21 protein-coding genes are annotated in these 21851 nt (G+C 65.7%); 6 read left to right on the top strand and 15 right to left on the bottom strand.

The annotated features are described in order from the left end of the window. Nucleotides 1-14: 14 nt before the first annotated feature. The 3 genes from EI545_RS16575 to EI545_RS16565 form a co-directional block, all read right to left on the bottom strand. Complete coding sequence (locus EI545_RS16575) at nucleotides 15-2054, bottom strand: capsular polysaccharide biosynthesis protein (RefSeq protein WP_125326487.1); 2040 nt, start codon at nucleotides 2052-2054, stop codon at nucleotides 15-17. A 7-nt stretch (nucleotides 2055-2061) separates the two neighbouring features. Then, a complete protein-coding gene (locus EI545_RS16570; protein WP_125326486.1) occupies nucleotides 2062-3204 on the bottom strand; it encodes a polysaccharide biosynthesis/export family protein in 1143 nt (380 codons plus the stop codon). An 83-nt stretch (nucleotides 3205-3287) separates the two neighbouring features. Next, entirely contained in the window at nucleotides 3288-4568 is a 1281-nt protein-coding gene (locus EI545_RS16565) for a capsule biosynthesis protein (RefSeq protein WP_125326485.1), read from the bottom strand. A gap of 158 nt (nucleotides 4569-4726) precedes the next feature. Between EI545_RS16565 and EI545_RS16560 the strand changes: the two genes are divergently transcribed. Beyond that, nucleotides 4727-5323 (top strand): riboflavin synthase, encoded by a 597-nt coding sequence (locus tag EI545_RS16560; RefSeq protein WP_125326484.1) that lies wholly within the window; start codon nucleotides 4727-4729, stop codon nucleotides 5321-5323. Between the two features lie 80 nt (nucleotides 5324-5403). Then, nucleotides 5404-5955, top strand: coding sequence for a hypothetical protein (locus EI545_RS16555; RefSeq protein ID WP_125326483.1), 552 nt, complete (start codon nucleotides 5404-5406; stop codon nucleotides 5953-5955). A 76-nt stretch (nucleotides 5956-6031) separates the two neighbouring features. Here EI545_RS16555 and EI545_RS16550 read toward each other — a convergent pair whose 3' ends face one another. The 5 genes from EI545_RS16550 to EI545_RS16530 all read right to left on the bottom strand — a co-directional run bounded on the left by EI545_RS16550 (nucleotide 6032) and on the right by EI545_RS16530 (nucleotide 11043). Then, nucleotides 6032-6541, bottom strand: a complete 510-nt coding sequence (locus EI545_RS16550) for a CarD family transcriptional regulator (protein ID WP_125326482.1) — start codon at nucleotides 6539-6541, stop codon at nucleotides 6032-6034. 289 nt (nucleotides 6542-6830) lie between these two features. Further along, nucleotides 6831-7169 (bottom strand): ferredoxin FdxA, encoded by a 339-nt coding sequence (gene fdxA, locus EI545_RS16545; protein ID WP_125326481.1) that lies wholly within the window; start codon nucleotides 7167-7169, stop codon nucleotides 6831-6833. A gap of 52 nt (nucleotides 7170-7221) precedes the next feature. Further along, on the bottom strand, nucleotides 7222-7545 hold the full coding sequence (locus EI545_RS16540) for an RNA-binding S4 domain-containing protein (protein WP_125326480.1): 324 nt from the start codon (nucleotides 7543-7545) through the stop codon (nucleotides 7222-7224). Nucleotides 7546-7548: 3 nt separating this feature from the next. After that, nucleotides 7549-10476 carry a helicase-related protein gene (locus EI545_RS16535; RefSeq protein ID WP_125326479.1) on the bottom strand — a complete coding sequence of 976 codons (2928 nt, stop codon included), beginning with the start codon at nucleotides 10474-10476 and terminating at the stop codon, nucleotides 7549-7551. Between the two features lie 3 nt (nucleotides 10477-10479). Then, nucleotides 10480-11043 (bottom strand): tetratricopeptide repeat protein, encoded by a 564-nt coding sequence (locus EI545_RS16530; RefSeq protein WP_125326478.1) that lies wholly within the window; start codon nucleotides 11041-11043, stop codon nucleotides 10480-10482. A gap of 63 nt (nucleotides 11044-11106) precedes the next feature. Here EI545_RS16530 and EI545_RS16525 point away from each other — a divergent pair, with 63 nt between their 5' ends. Together EI545_RS16525 and EI545_RS16520 are read left to right on the top strand one after the other, a co-directional pair. Continuing rightward, nucleotides 11107-11394: an SCP2 sterol-binding domain-containing protein gene (locus tag EI545_RS16525; RefSeq protein WP_125326477.1), complete on the top strand. Its 288-nt coding sequence runs from the start codon at nucleotides 11107-11109 to the stop codon at nucleotides 11392-11394. Beyond that, nucleotides 11391-12323, top strand: a complete 933-nt coding sequence (locus tag EI545_RS16520; protein ID WP_245990137.1) for an alpha/beta fold hydrolase — start codon at nucleotides 11391-11393, stop codon at nucleotides 12321-12323. Before EI545_RS16525 ends, EI545_RS16520 begins: the two co-directional genes overlap by 4 nt. On the opposite strand, the gene EI545_RS16515 is transcribed toward EI545_RS16520, so the two are convergent. The 6 genes from EI545_RS16515 to cobS form a co-directional block, all read right to left on the bottom strand. Beyond that, a complete protein-coding gene (locus EI545_RS16515; RefSeq protein ID WP_125327635.1) occupies nucleotides 12320-13093 on the bottom strand; it encodes an ion transporter in 774 nt (257 codons plus the stop codon). The two genes, EI545_RS16520 and EI545_RS16515, sit on opposite strands and share 4 nt — an antisense overlap. Before the next feature lie 84 nt (nucleotides 13094-13177). Beyond that, nucleotides 13178-13603 carry an META domain-containing protein gene (locus EI545_RS16510; protein WP_125326476.1) on the bottom strand — a complete coding sequence of 142 codons (426 nt, stop codon included), beginning with the start codon at nucleotides 13601-13603 and terminating at the stop codon, nucleotides 13178-13180. Nucleotides 13604-13641: 38 nt separating this feature from the next. Next, nucleotides 13642-14112, bottom strand: coding sequence for a transcription antitermination factor NusB (gene nusB / locus EI545_RS16505; protein ID WP_245990135.1), 471 nt, complete (start codon nucleotides 14110-14112; stop codon nucleotides 13642-13644). Then, the gene (locus EI545_RS16500) at nucleotides 14109-14609 is read right to left on the bottom strand and encodes a 6,7-dimethyl-8-ribityllumazine synthase (protein WP_125326475.1); all 501 of its coding nucleotides are present in this window, start codon (nucleotides 14607-14609) and stop codon (nucleotides 14109-14111) included. The genes nusB and EI545_RS16500 overlap by 4 nt, the downstream gene beginning before the upstream one ends. 3 nt (nucleotides 14610-14612) lie before the next feature. Beyond that, complete coding sequence (ribB, locus tag EI545_RS16495) at nucleotides 14613-15695, bottom strand: 3,4-dihydroxy-2-butanone-4-phosphate synthase (protein WP_125326474.1); 1083 nt, start codon at nucleotides 15693-15695, stop codon at nucleotides 14613-14615. Between the two features lie 86 nt (nucleotides 15696-15781). Further along, nucleotides 15782-16540, bottom strand: coding sequence for an adenosylcobinamide-GDP ribazoletransferase (cobS, locus tag EI545_RS16490; protein WP_245990134.1), 759 nt, complete (start codon nucleotides 16538-16540; stop codon nucleotides 15782-15784). 79 nt (nucleotides 16541-16619) lie between these two features. Here cobS and cobT point away from each other — a divergent pair, with 79 nt between their 5' ends. After that, nucleotides 16620-17627 (top strand): nicotinate-nucleotide--dimethylbenzimidazole phosphoribosyltransferase, encoded by a 1008-nt coding sequence (cobT, locus tag EI545_RS16485; protein WP_125326473.1) that lies wholly within the window; start codon nucleotides 16620-16622, stop codon nucleotides 17625-17627. A gap of 85 nt (nucleotides 17628-17712) precedes the next feature. Here the strand turns inward: cobT and EI545_RS16480 are convergent, their stop codons facing one another. Next, nucleotides 17713-20961, bottom strand: coding sequence for a hypothetical protein (locus EI545_RS16480; protein WP_125326472.1), 3249 nt, complete (start codon nucleotides 20959-20961; stop codon nucleotides 17713-17715). 173 nt (nucleotides 20962-21134) lie between these two features. On the opposite strand from EI545_RS16480, the gene EI545_RS16475 reads away from it, so the two are divergent. Further along, entirely contained in the window at nucleotides 21135-21833 is a 699-nt protein-coding gene (locus EI545_RS16475; RefSeq protein ID WP_125326471.1) for an SIMPL domain-containing protein, read from the top strand. Nucleotides 21834-21851: the final 18 nt, after the last annotated feature.

The following is a 21851-nucleotide window of genomic DNA, read 5'->3' as shown; positions in this document are numbered from 1 at the left end:
AGACCAGACCGGCCCTAACGCCAAAGGTGGGCATAGCTGGCGAAAAGACCCTGAGCCTTTGCCACCAACCGGTTCAGCGCCCCGGGGGCCGGGATCGTGCCGCTGGACAGCCGGTCCAGCACAACCTCTGGTGGGCAGGGCTGGCGGCTGACCGGGTCCCAGTAGCGCGGATAGGCGATCAGGGTGGCATGGACCAGCGTGGCAAGGTCCGCCGTCCCGCGCCGGGCGGGCGTTGGAGCCTGATCCCGAGTCAAACCCCACCCGGCATAGAACGGTGCACCAAGGCAGGTGACGGGCACGCCCCGGATCAGCGCCTCGAACCCCAGAAGCGAGGTCATGGTCCAGACTTCGGCCACCTCAGCCAACAGCGCCACCGGGTCGGCCAGGGGCAGGACGGCATCCGCCAGCCCAGCCAACACCTCGGGCGGGATGGCCCCGGGTCGCAGGCCTGCCACGACATCCGGGTGCGGCTTGTAAATCACCACCGCCCCGGGGTTTGCCACGCGCACGGCTTGCAACAGGCCAAGGTTGGTCCGCACCGCGCCCGCCCCCTTGCGGATCGAGGCGTCGTCTTCCACCTGCCCCGGCACCAGAATCCGGTACCCTTCGGGCAGCGGCGGCAAAGGCGTTGCGGGCAGGTTGTATTTCGACACACCCGCGGCCCGCACCCGTTCCAAAAGCGCCATCGCCCTTTCCCTGCCGCCCATCGGCAGGGGGCACGCGATCAACGCCTCCAGTCGCGAGGGGCGGCTGGGATCGTAGTAAATCCCCAGATCATCAGTCACGACCGACAGGGGCGGAACCAAGTCCGCCCCCAGCCCGCGAGACCGCAGGAACCCATCCTCCACCCGCAGACAGGGGGCTTTGGGGTCAAACCCATAGGGTTCCTTCCCCGCCCAGATCAGCAGGTTGCGGCCTGTTGCCACCGCCAGCCTGTCCGCCGCAGCCGGATCATAGCGAAAGCGCAACGGCCGCTCAACGCCGAAAATGGCCTGCAGGCGGGACCGTTTCCATAGCCGCATTCCGGCGGCGACATGGCCGTGCCGATCCTCACGAAAGGCGCGCGTCTGCGCCTCAAGCTGGTCGATCGCGTCTTCCAGCGGGCAGAGACGGTCACGGCAGGGGTCATACCAGAGGGGCGCCAAAAGCATGGCCCCGGCGAACAGCTGTTCTGCGGTCAGGCGGCGATTGCGCCGCGTGATGGGCTGTTCGTCCCGTGTCAGGCCCCAGCCGGCATAGAAGGGCTGGCCAAAGACCCGGGGGCGGTGGCCGTGCAGGATCGCCTCAAACCCCAGTTGGGAGGAGACGGTATAGACCTCAGCCGCTGCCGCCAGCAGATGATGCGGCGAGACGGGCGCTGTCAGCAGCGTCACCCGGACCCCGGCATCCGCTGGACCGAAATGGCCGGGGCGCAACTGTGCGGCAGTTTCGGGATGGGTGCGGATGACGATGCGCGCTTCGGGATGGTCCCGCAGGGCACAGTCCAGCATGGCCCGAAACGTCACCTCACTTGCGCCGGAGTGACGGATGGAGGCGTCACCCTTGGTCTGATCGACGATCAGCACAAAGCCGGGGTCGGGGGTCGGGAGCGAAAGGTCAAAATTGTTGTATTTTGACAAATGGAGTTGCCGAATTCGCGCAACATTGGCTTCCGCGCGAGCCAAAAGGTTTGAATTCTGCAAGTCAGTCGCCTGCAGAATCTGCTCCATCCGGGATGGCGCGGCGCTGTCGAAGTGCACACCGACCGGATCGATCAGCAGGCCAAGGGGCGGTTCGCTTCTGGCGCGGCCGGGATGGACCGACCGCAGAAACGCATCCTCAACCCGGACCAGCGGGGCATGGCGGCGCGCGGCAATCGCCTCGCCCCGCCAGGCCGTCGGGCTGCGACCCCAGACCAGAACCCCGTCGCCAGCGGCGGGCAGACCGAACCGCAGCTCATGCCCGGCAAGGTCAAGCATCCGGTGCAGGCGGCGGTCGCGCAAAAGGGACAGGTTCTGGTGCCACAGCCGCCGGGGCACCCCCGGCAGCGTCTCTGGCCCGACCGCGCCCGACATGGCGCGATCAGTTGCCGGTATTGGCAGTATTGGCGATGTTGGAGGCCGCGCCCGTTGTGCCGGTGATGGCCGACAGCGTCTTTTGCCACTGCACGAAGGGCGCTTCGGTCACATAAAGCGTATCGCCGTCGCGGACCTGAAAGTCGCGCGCTTCGAACAGGCCGGTCGGCGTGGTCAGGTCAAGCACATAGATGATCCGCTGATCCCCGATCAGGTCGCTGCGGCCCAGCACGGCATTGGCAATCGCCTCATCCTCATCGCGCAGGATGAACACGCCCGTCGGATCGGCCGAGGCGGTGGACAGCCCGCCAACGGTGGCAATCGCCTCAAGCGCCGACATCGTCTCGGATTCAAAGGGCACCCGGCTTTGGCCGCCCGTCGCGCCAAGGGCGACGAAGCTGCGGCTGTCCTCCTCGACTACAATCTTGTCGCCGGGGCGCAGCGCGATGTCGAGGCCGGGCTTTTCGTAAAGGTCCGTCAACCAGATCTTGCCCGTATGCCGCCCGCGCGTGACGCGGACGATGGCCATGCCCGGGTCGATCGCCACGCCGCCCGATTTTGCCAGCATGGTGGCAAGCGTCCGGGTCGGCGCTTCGATCGGGTAGACGCCATTGCCGGCCGCCTGCCCGGAGATGGAGACCGTGGCACCGTCACCAGCAACGCGCGCCACCGTGACTTGCGGGTCGGGGGTCTGGTCTTCCAGCTGCCGCGTGATCGCCTGACGCAATCCTTCGGGGGTCTGACCAGCCGCCTTGATGCGCCCGGCATAGGGGATGAAGATGAACCCCTGCCCATCGATCTGCACATTGGCCAGGGCTGACACGCGCTGCCCGGTGTTGCCCAGCAGCGGATCATCCTTCACGTTTTCATAGACCGTGATGCTGAGCATGTCGCCCGAGGCCAATGTATCCGACCCGACCAGCCCAGCGTTCTGGAAGGCCGAACTGAAACCGAAGCTGGGCTGCACCGCCGTGGCCCGCGATACGGCTGGCGTAACGTTCACGATGTAGGCGTCGCCGTCCTGTTCGACCGACCCGGCAAGGAGTTCGCGTTTGCTAGGGCCGGATCTGGGCAATCCACAGGAGGCAACCATGGAAACCGCTGCCAGCAGCGCAACTGCCCTGGCCATCCTTGAACCCGTGAAGCGCACCAACTGAACCTCTGCCTGTTTCTTGCTTTTCTGGTCGAAAACTACCGAACCGCGGCCCTTATAGCCAGCACACGATTCGGAAATCACCGGACGAGTCGCAACTGTTGCCGCGGTGCCGCTGTGCCGGACTGCAGCGCCTGATAGGGATCATCCGGCGCAAGCATCATGTCCGCCACCTGCCGCAGCAGTGCCCGTCGCCCGCGCGACGAGTAGAAGCCCCCCACGACCTGCGACGTTTCCAGCAGGAAGTGCCGATAGTCGCGATAGGCGCGGGTATCGGGACGCTCTGGCGCGGCAAAGAACACGTCCAAGGGCTGGGAGGACACGAACTCGGGCTTGGCGTAGACCGCTGCCCCGAAACTGCGCAAGGGCAGCCCGCGCCACAGGGCCTGTTGCCCGGCGGTGGAGTTGACCGTGACGGCGGACCGGGCATCGTTCAGTAGCTCAGCCAGTTTGCCGCCGCGCACGAAATGCACCCGCCCCGCCAGCCCGTGCCGGGCGGCAAGGCGGCGGATGTCGCGGGCAAGGGGCACGCGCCCGTCTTCCAGGGGATGCGCCTTGAACACCAGATGGTGGTGCCGCGCTGCACCCTTGGCGAATCCCGCCATCACGACCTCCAGAAACTCGGCCATGGTGGCAAAGGGGGAATGGTCGCGAAAGCTGGCATCATGTTCCAGTTGCAGGATCACCAGATGATAGGGAAACCCGCTGCGCCGGATCCGGCGCGTGGCAAGCCGGCGTTCCAGCCGGTGGAGCGGCATCAAGAGGAACCGCTTGAGATACAGTTGGAATTCCTGCCCGACAGTCAGGGTCCGGTGCGGGCGGAAATTGGCGTAGGCCCGCAATCCCAGTGCCACGCAGCCATGGTAAAGCGCGCCCCAGAACATGTGCTGGCGCATGTCGCCCCAAGTGGCGGGGGTGTCGGGCAGGTCAAGATCCACCTGAGCCAGCGCATCCTGCATCTGCGGGACGGTCAGCTGCATCAACCGGGAATGCCCGTTCGCGCCGCCGCGTTCATAGGTCACCCAATAGGGGCGCAGATAGCCTTCCTCGAACACATGGACGGTGATGCCGCGCGCCCGGGCCAAAGCCACGGCCTGCGCGTGGATCGGCCTTGTATCGCCATAGACCACAAGGTCGGTGATCCGGTGCCGTGTCATCAGATCGGCGCAAGTGTCGGGCCATGCGTCCTGACGGCCCTTGAAGGCGATATAGCCTTGGCCGGGCCAGAACACCCGGTCGCCCAGATTGAACCCAACCCGCCAGACCTGTGCCCCCGCCCTGCGCAACAGGGCCGCAAGATTGTGGAACCATGGGCCATGCGGCCCTTGCAGGAACAGGAAATGGCGTTCGGTCTGTCTCACGGGCGATCCCAGGTCTGTGATCTTCTTGCACCTGCGTGGACCGGAACTACAGCGGAATTTTTGAGAAAGGATGAAGACTTCATGGCAGGCATGCTTGGCGCGCCCTTGCACGGTCGGGGATCGAGGGCTAGGTCCATGGAAACGCAAAGGGGGCTGCCATGTTCACCGGAATTGTCACCGACATCGGCCGGATCGTCGAAACCAAGGTAACCGGCGATCTGCGCGCGCGCATCGCCACGCGCTATGACACCGGCCGCATCGACATTGGCGCAAGCATTGCCTGTGACGGCGTCTGCCTGACCGTCGTGGCGCTGGGGTCGGATCCGGAAAACTGGTTCGACGTCGAAATCTCGGGCGAGACGGTGTCCAAGACCAACCTTGGCGGCTGGAACCCGGGCAAGCGGGTGAACCTGGAACGCGCGCTGAAGGTCGGGGATGAACTGGGCGGGCATATCGTGTCCGGCCACATCGATGGGCTGGCCGAGGTTGTGGGCGTGCGGCCCGAGGGCGGGTCAGTCCGGGTGACCTTCCGCGCGCCCGATGCCCTGGCGCGGTTCATTGCGCCGAAAGGGTCGGTGGCGTTGAACGGCACCTCGCTGACCGTGAACGAGGTTGCAGGGCGCGACTTCGGGGTGAACTTCATCCCCCATACGCAAAGCGCAACGACATGGGGCGAGGTGGCCGTGGGCGACCTCGTGAACTTGGAGGTTGATACGATGGCGCGCTATGTGGCGCGGTTGCGCGAATACGACTGACTTGCGCCTCTGGTCGGCCCCGGAGGATTTCACACCCTCCGAACCTCCCGTGGGATGTTTGTCCAGAAAGGAAGCTGGATTTGAATCACTTTGGTCATAATCGCGGCCCGTCGCTGGAACCTGGGGTCAGCTGGCGCAAGCAGTGCTGGACCGCCGCGCGACAGCAGTTGTTGCCGACCCTGCCGATCGAGGTTGTGCGGCTGCGGGTAAGGCGGGCGAAAGAGCTGGGGCTGGAGTATCGGACCTACGCCAGCGTGCGGGCGGCGACGGGGCATGATGTGGTGGCGTTTCTGTTTTCGTCGAACGCCCTGCGGGTTTCCGTGCTGCGCCCGGTGATGCCACCGGACCGGGCCGCAAAGCTTGCGACTGTGCAGTGTGGACGGTTGGCCCTGGCCGTGGCGCCCTTGACGCCAGGCATGCTGGAGGCCGCCAATCCCGACACGCTGGACGGGTCCCATCCGGCGCCGTTTGCCTTGGCCGGGTTTGGCGAGATGCGGGAAAAGCTGCGCGCCGCCTTGGGCAAGGTCCCGGGGGATCAGGTGATTCTGGTCGGCGACCTGGGGCTGGAACGGGAGTGGTGCGCGGCGGGGCGGCTGGCGGGCTATCTGCCGGCCGAGCGGTACTTCGGCTAAGGCGGGCAATGCACAACGCGGAATGAAAACGGCGGCCCCGAGAGACCGCCGTTTCTGCATTCCCGGTGCTGAAAGATCAGGCCGCGCGACCGACGAGGACGCTGTCGACCTGCTTGGCTGCACCTGCCTCATCCACACCCGACACAGCCGCGACTTCGCGGGTCAGGCGTTCCAGCGCGGCTTCGTACAGCTGACGCTCGGAATAGCTTTGTTCGCGCTGGTCATCGGCGCGGTGCAGGTCGCGGACCACCTCGGCGATCGACAACAGGTCGCCCGAGTTGATCTTCTGTTCATATTCCTGCGCGCGGCGCGACCACATGGCCCGCTTGACCTTGGCCTTGCCCTTCAGCGTGTCCAGAGCCTTGGTCACCACATCCGGCGCCGAAAGGGCACGCATGCCGATTTCCGTTGCCTTGTGGGTGGGAACCCGAAGCGTCATCTTGTCCTTTTCGAACGAGATAACGAAGAGCTCCAGCTGAATTCCGGCAATTTGCTGTTCTTCGATCGAGATGATCTTGCCCACGCCATGCGCGGGATACACAACGAAATCGTTCGGACGGAACTCAGGCTTCTTCAGTTTGGTCATTCAGCGCAATCCCCAGATGGGAAGCCGGTCTTCGGGACAAAGGTATCGCAGCCAAGACCCTTTGTCTTGGCGCGCAGATCCCAATTGTCACAAAAAAATAAGGCCCAGGCGCTTTGCGCTAAGCCGTATATCAGGCTTCCATGCTTGTTTGTGAACAAACCATAACACAAAATACCGCTGATTCCAACTGGTGCCTACGGGCAGGCTTTTGCGCCAAGGCGTTGAAACGAAAACAGTTTCGCCAGACTCACCGATTCGTGGCGCCTGTGGCTTGCGAATCGGACCTGCGTCAGCCGCCAGAACCCGCCGCTTCCGAGAAGTACTTCGCCAGCTTCCCAGTCTCGCCGTCGCGGTCTTCATAGCCGGGCAGCGGGTCCTTTTTGGTCACGATCACCGGCCATTGCACGGCATACTTGCGGTTGAAGGTCACCCATTGTTCCATATCCGGCTCGGTGTCCGGGCGGATCGCATCTGCGGGACATTCGGGTTCGCAAACACCGCAATCGATGCATTCATCCGGGTGGATGACCAGCATGTTCTCGCCTTCGTAGAAGCAGTCCACCGGGCATACCTCGACGCAGTCGGTGTATTTGCAGGCGATGCAGTTATCGATGACGATATAGGTCATGAGAAGGCCCTGAAGCGGATCGTTTGACAGCTAGCTAGAGCAGGCAGCCGGATCATTCAAGCGGGTCCGGCATGTCTGGTTGCGGTTCAAGGTCGACGTAAAGCGCCTGCGCCTCGGTCGACGGGCCGCGACGCTGGCCCAGCGCAAGGATGCGGATAACCCGGATTCGCGTGCCTTGCGGGAAGGTGAGCACGTCCCCCTGCGCCACATCGCGTCCGGGCCGGGTAACGCGGGTGCCGTTCACCCGAACCGACCCCGCGTCGATCATGTCAGAGGCAAGGGCGCGCGTCTTGAAGAAGCGCGCCTGCCACAGCCATTTGTCCAGCCGCAGGCGCGGGACAGCCCCAGGGTTCGGTTTGCCCGAAGGCCCAGCCAAACCTTAGACCTTGCCCTTCAGCGCCAGCAACGCGGCAAAGGGGTTGTCGGGGTCGATCGGCTTTTCGCTGCGCGGCGGGCGGGCCTCGAACGATTTCTGCCGCTCGTCGCGCTGCGGTTTGCCACCCTTCTGGTCGCCCTTGCGGTCGGGCCGCTGCCCGTCTTTCGGGCGGTCGCCGCGCGGACGGTCGCCTTTTGGCCGATCCCCCTGTGGGCGGTCGCCCTTCGGACGATCACCCTGTGGACGGTCGCCCTGCGGACGATCCCCTTGCGGGCGGTCGCTGCGGGGCGCGCGCGCCTCACCCTCGGCCTGTGGCTTGCGTTCGGGGCGTGGCGCACGTTCCGGCCGCTGGAAGCGCGGCTTTGGCGCCCAAGTGAAGGTGTAGAACGCCTCCATCTCGGGCGCGGCTTCGGTCGCAGCCTCATCCTGCGGCTCGACGGGTGCCGCCAGGATCGAAACTTCCTCCGGGATCGGCACGCCCGCCGCAATCGACGCAGCCGCCTCGGCCGAGATTTCCGGGGCCTTTGGTGCCTCGGTCGTCTTGACCTTCACCCGCTCGCCCTTTTCGCCCTTGTAGCCAAGGCCGGCCATCAGATCGGCAAACTGGTCCAGCGTCATGCCGGTGATCGACAGCATGTCCGGCGTCGCCTCGAATCCCGCACGACTGTCCTTCTGGCGCAGGATGTCGGCCAGACGTTCCAGCATGTCGATGCGGATCGCACGGGTGCCTGCGGGGTGGTAACCAGCCAGTGTGTAGTGCTGCTTTGGCACCTCGGCCATGTTGGGGATGGTCACAAGGCCGGGCGGCGGGCTTTCGGGGAATTCCTGCAAGCCGTTCCAAAGCGACCACAGCACCAACCGCAACCGGGTGGGCGCGGGCTTCAAAAGCGCGGGCAGAAAGACCGTGAACTGGCCAAAGCGCACACCATGCTTGCGCAGGGCGCCGCGCGCCTCTTGGTCCAGCTCTTTGACCTCGGACGCAACGGCATCGCGGGGAAGAACGCCCATCGCTTCGGACAGACGGAAGGCAAAGCCGCGGGCAAGGCCCGTCAGGCCCTCATCCCGGGCCATGGCGAGCAGGGGGTCGAACTGGGCGGCCACCTTGCGGTCGATGAAATGCTGCAACCGGCGGCGGACCTTTTCCACCACGTCAGGCCCGGCCTCTTCGTCGACAAAGGCCTCGACCGAAGGCTTGGCCGCTTCGGCACCCTTGACCAACTTGCCAACCGCATTGCTGCCCCACATCAGGCCGCCCTGTTCGGTGAAATCAAGCTCGGTGTCCGGGGCGTTGTAGAAGCGGTCGGCGCGAAGGTGGAATTCGGGCTTCAGGGCCTGAATCGCCGCCTGCGCCAATGTGCGCGCGGCATCGGGCGTGGCGCTGGCGTCCTGCTTGAAGCGGAAGCCTTCCAGCTTGCCGGCGAATTCGCCTTCGACCGTCACTTCGCCCTTGTCGTTCACTTCGGCCACGAGGACCTCCTTCTGCTTCAACCGGCGGAGGAGGACAGATGTCCGCCGGTCGACAAATCGTTGCGTCAGCGCCGCATGCAGGGCATCCGACAGGCGGTCTTCTACAGCGCGCGTTTCATCCCGCCAATGGCTTTCGTCTTCTACCCAGTTTTTCCGCTGGGTAACGTAGGTCCACGTCCGTATATACGCCAGTCTGCGCGATAATGTGTCGATATCGCCTTCAGTCTTGTCGATCCTTGCAATGGCCTTGGCCAGCCAGTCGGCAGGGATCCGCCCGCCCCCAAGGCCGCGCCCCACCAGAAACTCGAAGATGCGGGTCAAAAGCGTGGTGTGTTCCGCCCCGCCCGTGGACCGGAAGTCGGGAATCCGGCAGACGTCCCACAGAAGTTGCACCCGCTTGGGTTCGGTCAGGCGGTCCTGCACCTCGGGCAGGGCCGACAGCGCCTTCAGCGCCAGCACATCATCGGCATCGCGCGCACGGGTCAGCCATTCGTTCGACGTCGGATATTCCAGACTGCGGATCAGCCGGTCGGCAGTGCCGAAATCCATCTGCTCGTTGCGCCAGTGCAGTTTCTTGACCGGGGCGAAGCGGTGGTTCTCGATGGCCTCGACCAGATCCTCATCCAGGGGCCGCACGTCGCCCGTCACGCCAAAGGTGCCATCCTCGGTATGCCGCCCTGCCCGTCCGGCGATCTGGGCCAGTTCCTGCGGGTAAAGCGGGCGCATCCGGCGTCCGTCGAACTTGGCGGTGGCAGAGAAGGCCGCGTGCTTGATGTCAAGGTTCAGGCCCATGCCGATGGCATCAGTGGCTACCAGATAGTCCACATCGCCGTTCTGGTAGAGCGCGACCTGCGCATTGCGCGTCCGGGGGCTGAGCGCCCCCATGACGACCGCGCAGCCGCCCTTCTGCCGCCGGATCAGCTCAGCGATGGCATATACATTTTCAACCGAAAACCCGACAATTGCACTGCGCGGGGGCATCCGGCTTATCTTTTTCGAACCTGAGTAGGTCAGCGTCGACATCCGCTCACGCTTCAGGAACGTCACATGCGGCACCAGCCCGGCGATGGCCCCGCGCATGGTATCGGACCCCAGAAACAGCGTCTCATGCAGGCCGCGCGCGCGCAGCAGACGGTCGGTGAACACATGCCCCCGGTCGGCATCGGCGCAGAGCTGGATCTCGTCCACCGCGACGAAATCGGCACCGATCTCCAGCGGCATCGCTTCGACCGTACAGACCCAGTACTGCGTGCGTTCCGGGACGATCCGCTCCTCGCCCGTCACCAGCGCCACGACCGAGGGGCCCACCTTGGCGACGATCCGGTCATACACCTCACGCGCAAGCAGCCGCAGCGGCAGGCCGATCACGCCGGTCCGGTGGCTGAGCATCCGCTCGATCGCGTGGTGGGTCTTGCCGGTATTCGTCGGCCCAAGGACCGCCGTCACCCGCCGCGGGGCGTCCATGGATTAAAGCTCCTGGCCCTCGGCCTGGGTTTCAAGACGCGAGACGGCGTCGAGCACGCCCTGAAGGTGCGGATGCACGGCCAGCGCGGCCCGGTACACTTCAAGCGCCTGATCCGTTTTGCCGGTTTCCTCAAGAATCGCACCAAAGCCCGACAGCGCCCCGAAATGGCGTGGATTCAGCACCAGCACCTGCGCGATATCGGCCACCGAAGGCCCATAGTCGCCGCTGTTGTAATAGGCCGTGGCGCGGGCATTCCACGCCTCGGCAAACTCGGGCGAATGGTCGATGATGGCGGTGAAATGCTCAACGGCTGTCTTGTAGTCACCCAAGGACATCGCGTCGCGCCCCCGCTGCAGCAAGAGATCCATCGCCGGAGACCCGGATTTCGACCATTCGATCCAGATTTCCCGCTCGATCCGCGCCGCCTCATCCGCCCCGGCCGACTGCAGCCGGGTGAAAAGCCCGTCAAGCTTTTCAACATCCAGCGCCGAAGCCATGGCACAAGTCAGGAAAAGCGGCAAAAGTGCCGCTACGATACTGTTGAGAATGCGGGTACCAAGGCTCATATCCACAAAGTAGCCGATCCACGGCGAATTGCCAGAGCCCGCAGGGTCACGAAGGAGAGACTTATGAGCGACATGATAGATCACGCCGTCAAGGCCCTGAGCGCCAAACTTTCGGGCAGCTTCGATGGCGTGGCCAAGTTCGTCATCCCCGGCGAAGGGGCCATCATGATGGACGCCACCGGCGTGCGCGCCGGCGACGATGAGGCGGATGTGACCCTGACCGCCGATGCCGATGTGTTCCGGGCGATTCTGGACGGTGACATGAACCCGACCTCGGCCTTCATGACCGGCAAGCTGGCAGTCGATGGCAACATGGGCATGGCCCTGAAGCTGGGCTCGGTTCTGGGGTGACGGACGCCCCCTTCCATCACGATCTGGCCGACGCGCCCCCCGGCGTTGTCTGCCGCTGGCTGAAGCCAGGCGCGATGCGCATCCGCGTGGCGTGGTGGCACCAAGGGGAAAAGGGCACAGTGCTTCTGCTGCCCGGCCGGACGGAGTGTATCGAAAAATACGGCCGCGCGGCGGGTGATCTTGTGGCGCGCGGCTATTCGGTCATCACCATCGACTGGCGTGGTCAGGGCCTTGCCGACCGCGCCCTGCCCGACCGGATGGCAGGCCATGTCGGCACCTTCGCCGAATACCAGCAAGACCTTGATGCCATGCTGCAGGCTGCCGAAACGGCGGGCCTGCCGAAGCCTTGGTTCATGATGGCCCATTCGATGGGCGGCTGCATCGGCCTGCGCGCCCTGCAACGCGGGGTGCCGGTCAAGGCGGCGGTGTTTTCCGCGCCGATGTGGGGCATCTCGATGGCCGCATGGCTGCGCCCGGTGGCGCAGATGGTCACGGCCCTTGCCGCGCCCACCCGGCTTGCCCACCGCTATGCGCCCACCACCGGGCCGGACAACTATCTGCTGCAAGTGCCGTTCGAGGGCAACGTCCTGACCACCGACCGCGATATGTGGGCCTACATGCGCGATCAGGTCAGAGAGGTGCCAGCCCTTGGCCTTGGTGGGCCGTCGCTGGCCTGGTTGCGCGCCGCCTTGAAGGAATGTGCCGCCCTTGCCGCCCTGCCCGCCCCCGATATCCCAGCGATCTGCGCGCTGGGGACGGCGGAAAAGGTGGTCGACGTGGCCCCGGTTCATCTGCGCATGGCCGGCTGGTCCAACGGCCAGCTTGACCTGTACCCCGGTGCGGAACACGAGATCATGATGGAAAGCCCCTCTGTGCGAAAACGCTTCTTCGACCGGGCCGCAGCACTTTACGACGCGAACCGGGGCTAGGGCTTCCGGTCGATCTTCCGCTCGATCTCATCCAGCCGCGCCAGCACCTTGGCCTCGAAAACCTCGGTCACCGCGCGCTCATCCTCGCTGGCCGCTTCCTGCATCGAATTCACGATCAGACCGACGATCAAGTTCATCACCGCAAAGGTCGTCATCAGGATGAAGGGCACAAAGAAGGCCCAGGCGTAGGGATAAACGTCCATCACCGGTCGGACGATGCCCATCGACCAGCTTTCCAGCGTCATGATCTGGAACAGCGAATAGGCGCTGGCGCCAAGCGACCCGAACCATTCGGGAAAGCTGGAGGCGAACAGTTTCGTCGCGATCACGGCGGCGATGTAATAGATCAAAAGGATCAGCAGGAAGACCGACCCCATGCCCGGCAATGCGCGGCCCAGCCCGTCCACCACCCGGCGCAAGGACGGCGTGACCGACACCACCCGCAACACCCGCAGGATGCGCAAGGCGCGCAAGACCGAAAAGCCACCGGTCGCAGGCAGCAGAGAGATGCCGACGATCACGAAGTCAAAGATGTTCCAGCCCGACCGGAAGAACCGCAGCCCCAGCGCATAAAGCCGCGCCAAGAGTTCGGCCACAAAGATCGACAGGCAGATCCGGTCAATGGTCAGGATCAACCCGCCCGCCCGGTCCATCACGGCAGGAAACGTCTCCAACCCCAGTGTGACGGCGTTGAGCAGGATGACCGCGATCAGGAACCGCGCGACCTGCGGGCGGTCAAGAAAACTGGCAATGGCTGTACGGCTGAACATCATGATCCCATATCGGCTTCGCAGCCCATATGGAGTGTCAGGTGCCGTTGGTAAAGGCCCTGAAAGCAAGCATTTTCAGTTGTTTCAGCCGTCCGTCTTGCAGGTCTTGCAGACGGTCCGTTCGATGACAAATTCCATGCTGCGCCCCTCTGGTCCGGTCAGGACAAGGTTGCGCTCCCCGTCGGGCGCAATCGCCGTCATCGCGGCCAGCGCGTCAAAGAACACCTGCTCATCGGCAAGCCGGTCGCAGGCCATGCGCGTCGCGCGGATGGGGCTTAGCGTCAGGGTGGGCAGCGTGGCCGTGTTCATCGCAGACCAGCGGTTGCAGGGGGCGGCCCCGGACAGGGTGCCATCCTCCTCAACCCGCAGGGTGGCGGGGCCATCGGTCATCTGGCCGTCGATGGCCAGCAACTGCCAGTCTATGCCGGTGATCTTGGGGGCTTGATCTTGGGCGGACACGAGGGCGGGAACCAGCGAAAGGGCGAGTGCAAGGGACAGACGACGACGCATGGGCAACTCCTTTCAAGGGCAGATGACCATTGGACGCATCAGAACGCCTCGGGCTTGGCCTCACGCGCCATATGGTCAAGGACGGCGTTGACGAACTTGGGTTCCTTCCCATCCGGGAAGAAGGCCTTGGCCACATCGACATATTCGGTGATCGCCACCTTGGGCGGGGTCGCCGTGTCCACGATCTCGGCCCCCGCCGCGCGGAACAGGGCGCGCAGCACCGGGTCAATCCGGTCAATCGGCCAGGCGGCGACCAGCGCGCGGTCGGTCATCTGGTCGATCTTGGCCTGCCAGTTGACCGCGCCCCCGACTACGGCGCGGAAATGGTCCACGTCGCCTTCGGCAAACTCGCCTTCCTCATAGGTCGCGCCAAAGCGGTGGGTCTCGAACTCACGCGTCACGGCCTCGACCGTCTGGCCCGAGGTTTCCATCTGGAACAGCGCCTGCACCGCGTAAAGCCGGGCGGCGGATTTCATCTGGCGTTTCTGGTCACGTTTGGCGGTGGTCATGGACGAAAGCCGATCCCCTTGGTCTTCCCGGCCCATGTGCGCGAAAGCGCGATCAGGTGCAAGGCGGCCGCTGCGGCACCGCCACCTTTGTTCTGCCCGGCCGGGTCGGCCCGCACCTCGGCCTGAGCGCGGTTTTCCACCGTCAGGATGCCGTTGCCGATACAGGCGCCCTGCAGGCCCAAAAGGCTGATCGCCCGGCTCGAATCATTGCAGACCGTGTCGTAATGCGTGGTCTCGCCCCGGATCACGCAGCCAAGCGCGACATAGCCGTCATAATCGGCCAGCCGTTCGGCCAAAGCGATGGCCGACGGGATCTCCAAAGCGCCCGGCACTTCGACCAGATCAACCTCGGCCCCGCAGGCGGCCCCCACGGACCGTGCCCCGGCCACCAGATTGTCGGCGATGTCCTTGTAGTAGGGCGCCACCACGATCAGCAGTTTCACCGGCTTGTCGAAGGTCGGCAGCGGCAGGGTGTAATGGACTTCAGCGGTGGCCATGGATCACTCCTTGATCGGGCAGGTGCCCGCGATGGTCAGCCCATAGGCGTCCAGCCCCACGAACCGGGGGGCCTTGGAATTCGTCACCAGCGTGATCGATGACAACCCCAGCGACGACAGGATCTGCGCGCCCAACCCATACTGCCGCAAGGTCTGGGGCGAGTGTTCGCCGGGCGTCACCATCTTCATCGTGGTATCGCGAAGCAGCACAACCACCCCCCGCCCATCCGCCGCGATCAGGCGCATGGCGGCAGGCAACTCGCCCCCGCCGCCCACGCCCAGCACATCCTCAAGCGGGTTCAGCGCATGGACCCGCACCAGAACCGGCCCCGGTGCCGCAAGGTCGCCCTTGGACAGCACGATATGCTCGTCGCCATGGGTTTCATCCGCGAAAACCCGCATCAGCCAGTCACCGCCATGGGTGGAAGCCACGGATTTCACAGCCTTTTCGGTGATCAGATTGTCATGCCGGCGCCGATAGGCGATCAGGTCGGAAATCGTCCCGATCTTCAGCCCATGGCGCTGCGCAAAGCCGATCAGGTCCGGCAAACGCGCCATGCTGCCGTCATCATTCATGATCTCGCAGATCACGCCCGACGGGTTCAGCCCGGCCAGACGGCTGACGTCCACCGCCGCCTCGGTATGGCCCGCGCGCACCAGCACGCCGCCCTCACGCGCCCGCAGCGGGAAGATATGCCCCGGCGTCGCAATGTCCGCCGCGCCCTTCGTCGGGTCGATGGCGACCGAGACTGTCCGCGCCCGGTCCGCCGCCGAAATCCCCGTCGTCACCCCTTCGCGCGCCTCGATCGACAGGGTGAACGCCGTCTCATGGCGGCTGGAGTTCTTCGGGCTCATCAACGGCAGGCCCAGCGCGTCAATCCGCGACCCCGGCAGCGCAAGGCAGATCAGCCCCCGCCCATGCATCGCCATGAAGTTGATCGCCGACGGGGTGCACATCTGCGCGGGGATCACCAGATCCCCTTCGTTCTCCCGATCCTCATGATCGACAAGAATGAACATCCGCCCGTTGCGGGCGTCTTCGATGATTTCATCGGTCGAGGAGATGGCATCCGAAAAATCGGTCATGGCGCGGGTTCCCAAAGGCTTCGGCACAGCATTTATAGCGGCCCGCCCCCAAAGGCCAGAGGGCGGCGTTGTGCATCCGGGCAGGGTCAGGCTGCGTAGGCCGCCAGCACGGCCAGACAGGCGGCCTCGGCCAGCTGCTGCGTTGCCCCAAGGATATCGCCGGTCTGTCCGCCGATCCGGCGTTGCGCGGACCGGGCGAGCAATCCCACCGCCAGCGCGGCCAGCGCCAGCATCGGCAGCGCGACCCAACCTGCGAAAAGGAAGGCGATGATCAGCGCCACCCCTGCCCCGGCCAGCGCAATCGCGGCACTTGGCCGACCGGTCGCATGGCTCAGCCCGCCCCCGCGCGCATTGGGCAGCGCCGACATCACCAACCCCATCGGCGCCCGGCTAAGCGCACCGACCGCGATCAGCCCCCAAAGGCCGCCTGCCGCCAATACCGTGGTCAGCGCCGACCAGCGCGCCAGAGTAACCAGCACCAGCGCCAGCACGCCGTAGCTGCCCACCCGGCTGTCCTTCATGATCTCCAGCCGCCGTTCCTTCGTCCAGCCGCCAAACAGCCCGTCTGCCGTGTCAGACAGGCCATCCTCATGCAGCCCGCCGGTCATCAGCGCCGCAAGGCCCAGCACCCCTGCCGCCACGACCCCCGGCGTCAGCCCAAGCCACAGCGTCACACCGGCAAACCCTGCCGCCAACGCCCCAAGCACCGCCCCTACCACAGGCCAGGCCCAGGCCGATGCCGCGCCGCGCGGGCTATGATCCGGCACCGGCAGCCGCGTCAGCAGCGCGAAGGCCGACCACAGGTCTGGCAGCAACTGTGGTCCGATGTCGCGAAGGGTGGGCAAAGCGGCTGATCCCGGCTGGCGTTCAACAAGGCTCTGGGGTAGCCCCAACTGCGTCAAGGATCAACCGGGAGAGACCGCCATGCCGTTCCAGACCCTCGCCGAATTTCGCGACCTTCTGGGCCGGATGCCTGCCCCGGACGCCACGGCCATCGCGGCGGCAACGGCGCGGAACGGCCAGTTGACCAAACCCCCCGGCGCGCTTGGCCGGATGGAGGCTCTGGCCATCTGGATGGCAGGATGGCAGGGCACTGACAAACCCCGTGCCGACCAGCCGCAGATCGTGATCTTCGCCGGAAATCACGGCGTTACCGCGCGCGGCGTGTCGGCCTTCCCGGCCGAGGTGACGGTGCAGATGGTCGCCAACTTCGCCCATGGCGGGGCGGCGATCAATCAGCTGGCCAAGGCCTTTGGCGCCAAGCTGGACGTTCATGCGCTGGACCTTGACCGCCCCACCGCTGATTTCACCGAACAGCCCGCGATGTCCGAGGCCGAGGTTGTCGCCGTCCTGCGCAAAGGCTTTGAAGCCGTCGATCCCACGGCACATCTCTTCGTCGCCGGGGAAATGGGGATCGGCAACACCACCGTTGCAGCGGCGCTGGCTGCGGCGCTTTACGGCGGCACCGGCTGGGCCGGGCGCGGAACCGGCGTGGATGACGCTGGCCTTGCGCGCAAAGAGGCGGCAGTGGCCGCAGGCCTTGCGCGCCATGCGGCTGTGCTGTCAGACCCGCTGCAAGTCCTGCGCTGCCTTGGAGGGCGTGAAATCGCGGCCATGGCTGGGGCAATCCTTGGCGCGCGCATGGCCCGGGTGCCGGTGATCCTTGACGGCTTCATCGCATGCGCCGCCGCCGCCGTGCTCGAGGTTGCCACCCCCGGCGCGCTGGATCACTGCGTTGCAGGTCACCTCAGCGCCGAAGGCGCGCATGGTCGGCTGCTTGAAAGACTGGGGAAAGAGCCGCTCTTGTCGCTGGGCCTAAGGCTTGGCGAAGGCTCGGGTGCGGCGCTGGCGATCGGGGTGCTGCAAGGCGCGGTGGCCTGCCATTCCGGCATGGCCACCTTCGCCGAGGCCGGGGTGGCTGCAGGCGGTTGATGGTTAAGCGTTCCTGAACGCGTGGTCGCAAGCCCTTGCAAGCATTGAATTCTATGTGGTGTCCCTGCCCGGGACACCCTTCCACTCAGGCCTTCGGCATCTTCAGCGCAATCAGCTTGCCGCCCTTTTGATACCGCACTTCCGTTTCGGTGATAGCCTTGACGGTTCCGCCATCGATCCTGTCGCCAACCTTCACCTTCTTGTAGCGCCCGTTCGACTGCCGGACCAGCGCATAGCGCCGCGAATCGGTGCCATAGGTGCCGATCAGGTTAAGCTTCGACAGGTTGATCGCATTGGCAAAAGTCGCCTGCTTCGCCACGCTGGCGCGGGTCGGGATCGACGGCGCGGCGGTCGCGACCTCCGGCTCGTCAAGCTCGTCGATCTCTTCCGGCTTCAGGTCCGGCGGCGGTGCTGCGGCGACTTCGATCACCTCGGCTTCCGGTTCGGGTGCGCGGACTGCGGCGGCGACGGCAGCCTCGACCGCGCGGCTCAGATCATTGGGGCGGGCCGCCGGGCGCATCGAGATGGCGACGATCGAAGGGTTCTCGGCCTCAAGCGCGGCCGCAGCGGCAAGTTGCGCCTCGGCCTGGGCGGCAAGCGACGCACCCTGTGCACCAAGGTCAGCCGGGGCGAGCCCCGCCGTTTCCGCCGGGCGCGAGGCTGAGGCGGCTGCAAGCACACTCTCTGGCCGCGGCAGGGGGCGGACGGTTGCAACAGCCGTGGCCGCGTCGACGGCAAGGCTGGCGTCGTCTTCTGGCGCGGGGACAAGGCCTTCGGGGCGGGACCGCGGCCGGAAGCCGGCCATCGCGGGATCTGCAGGCGCAGGCTCTACCGCCGTTTCCTCAGCGACGACACCTTCTGGCGCGACTTCCCCCGCCGTTTCCCCCGCCGTCACGAGGGACGCATCTGCGGCGGATGCCGCGACACCCTCGGGCGCTGGTTCAGCGGATGGCTCGGCGGCTGGCGGGGCGGCAGCAAGCGCAGCAGCAGCGGCAGCTTCCGAACGGGCGGGCGGCACCAGCGGTGGCGGCCCGGCGATGAGCATCACACCGTCAGGCGACAGGATGCCATCGGGTGTCGGCATCAAGAGACCTTGGGCATCAAACTGGTAGACCGTCCCAAAGGCAGGCGGCGGCATCACAGCGTCGGGCACTGCATCGGCAACGGCGACAGGCACCGGCAAGGCAAGCGCATCCAGCGCCGGGGGCGGCGCATCCATCGAGGACAGGAAGATCTCGTCCTGATCTTCAACCGGGGGCGCTGAGACGGCGAGGTCGGTCGCGACCACCGTTCCGGGAGCTGGCTCAACAGGTGCGGCAACGGGTTCAGCCGCGGCTTCCGGGGCAACTGGCTCTGGTTCAACAGCCGCCAGATCAACAGCTTCCGGAGCTACGTCCGCCGTCACATCACTCTCGGCTTGCGCCTCTGCGGCAGCGACGGCGGCAAGGTCGACCGCAGTGTCCTCAAGCGTGCCTGCGGGCAGGTCGGTCGCCTCTTCCTCGGCCAGGTTGATCGCGGCGGGTTCCGCTTCGATGCTGGTCAGGTCCTGGCTTTCGGTAGCAAGAACACCGGCATCCCCGCCGGCCAAGGGTGCCCCCTCGGCTTCGGGAAGGGGGTCGGTCATCCCTTCCGGGTCCTGCATGTCGGCCAGCATCTCGTCATCAACGCCGGGCACGGCCTCCATCGCGACATTGGTCGTGACATCGGTGTCAGCGCTGTTGCGCGTCAGGTAGAAGGACGACCAGGCCGCGATCAGCGCAAGACACAGCAGCAGTAGCGCCACGAGGACCATGAACACCACGCCGGGCCGACTGCGAGACGGGGTAGCTGACCCGAAAGTCCCCCCCGGACGGGCGGGCGAGCGGGCAGTGGTCGGTGGTTGACCGGGCGCTCTGGTCCCATCGGAGATCGGCGGTTTGACCTTGGGCTTGGCGCGGGTCCCGGGGATCGACGGCGCGGTCACCAGACCGGCAAAGCCCTTGGCTGGCGGAACCCGGCTGGCCGGGGCGCCAAGCTTGGCGGAGCCTGCGGGTGCGCCGCCGGAAGTACCGGCAGAAAGTCCCGCCGAAAGCCCGGCTGGAAGGCCCGCCGCATCGGACCGTGACGGCCCATCCACGGGGCGCGGGATGCCGGATGCGGATGCCGCGCGACGGCTGGCGAAGGCGACCATCGCCGCTGACGGTGGGGCCGGGGGAATGTCGTCGTCACCGGCGTCAACCTTGGCACCCCGGGACGCGGTGGCAGGCAGGTCATCGTCGCCATCGGGGAAGGCAGCGGTATCCGTGACATGCGCAAAGGGCGCTTCTTCGACGTCCGGCGTGGTGGGCTGCGCCTTCGGTCCGTCCGATTCTGTCCTGTCCGAAGGATTTGTGGCCGCCTTGTCGGCAGCGCGCATATCGGTTGCAGTGGCATCGCCGGATGTATCCGCCAAGGCGGCAGTCAGGCTGGCTTCCAGATCTTCTGCGTCATCCTTGGCACCGATAGTGCCAGCAGGGTCTATGTCCTGTTGTGCGACGGGATCGGCCTTGTCTTCCGCCGCTGCCTCTGGCGCAGCTTCGATGCTGGGGGCCACAGGTTCGGTAACAGTCTCGGTGACGTCCTCGGCCACGTCGGCCTTCAGGGCGTCTTCCAGACCGGGAAGCGGATCGTCAGCGGGGAGTTCATCCGCCAACGCGCTTTCGGGCACAACACTGTCCGGCGCCACGCTGTCAGGACTTGCGGCTGCGTGAACGTCTTCCGCCGCAGGGGTCGGTGGCTCTGCCGGGGCCGGATCGGCAGGCGGGATTTCGCGCTGCAGGATCACCACAGCGTCGCGGTCACGCTCTACCGTCTCGCCCGAGGCCACGATTGTGGCGGCGGCGGCGGTCGGGCCGAACCAAGCCTCACCGACAAAGGTGCCCTCTTCCGGGATGGCAACAAAAGACACCGGGTTCAGCCGATGCGTGGTGGCGAAGCCCTCGGCCTCATCCAGAGTTTCACGCGCGACGACGGCGACCTTGACCTTGGCCCCCTTGCCGGACCAGTCGAACACCAGATCCTCGACCGCGTAGGGGGTGCGGCCTTCAAGTCCGGCGGCGATCTGGCGGCGCTTCTCCTCCCGGCTGGGGCCGGGGGCGTGCACTTCGGTGTAAAGAATCTGGCTGGCCGGCAGGATGATCTTGGTCGCCATCCCCATCGGAGACAGGCCAAGCGCCGTCTTGCGCAGGTAATCCAGCGCCTCATCCAGATCGGGCGCATCGAAAGCGACTTCGCCGATCGACAGCCAGCCTTTCGGCGTGCGGTGCAGAAGGGCGATCGTGTCGCGGGTCAGGTCAAGTGCGAATGTCGGTTTCATGACGCGGGTCTAGCACGAATTGTGAAAGCGCGGGAACGTGCCCCGGACAGTTGCCGCAGGTCTATAGCAGCTTTTCGCCGAAAGAAAGAAAAACGGCCCACCCCGACCCAAGGACAGGCTTGCATGGCGCGTCGTAAAGACCGAACAGTCACGCCAAATCAAGGAGACCTCCCATGCGTGCCATCACAGCCCTGCTGCTGACCGCCAGCCTTGCCCTGCCCCTGCCCGCCCTTGCGGACGACGCCCTGCCGCCGATGATCACCGTCACCGGCACCGGCACGGTCGAGGCGGCCCCCGATATCGCCACCCTGTCCATCGGCGTGACGACCCAAGGCGAAACCGCCGCCGAGGCGCTGAGCGCGAACTCCGCCGCGCTTGACGCGGTGATGGCCCGTCTGACGGCTGCCGGGATCGCGGCACCCGACATGCAGACGTCGAACCTGTCGCTGAACCCCAACTGGACAGGCTACGAAAGCTCCTCCGTCAGCGGGCCGACCATTTCGGGCTATGTGGCGTCAAACATCCTGACGATCCGCCTGCGTCAGCTTGACGGGCTGGGCGCGGTCCTTGATGCCGCCGTGGCGGATGGGGCGAATACCCTGAACGGGCTGACCTTCGGGCTGGCCGACCCCAAGCCCGCGCTGGACGAGGCGCGGAAAGAGGCGGTCGCCGATGCCCGCGCCCGGGCCGAGCTTCTGGCCGCGGCAGCGGGGGTGAAGCTGGGTCGCGTCATCTCGATCAGCGAGGGGGTCGTCCCGACGGACCCCGCGCCGATGTTCCGCGCCGAAGCCTCGGCCGCGCCGGTTCCGGTCGCCGGGGGTGAGGTTGGGCTGTCCGCCAGCGTGACAATCTTCTATCAGATCGTCGAATAACCTGCTGAAATTTGGCGC

The sequence above is a fragment of the Tabrizicola piscis genome, from assembly GCF_003940805.1.
Classification (GTDB): domain Bacteria; phylum Pseudomonadota; class Alphaproteobacteria; order Rhodobacterales; family Rhodobacteraceae; genus Tabrizicola; species Tabrizicola piscis.
Note: the sequence above shows the minus strand (reverse complement) of the source record. Positions and strands in the feature narration are given on the sequence as shown.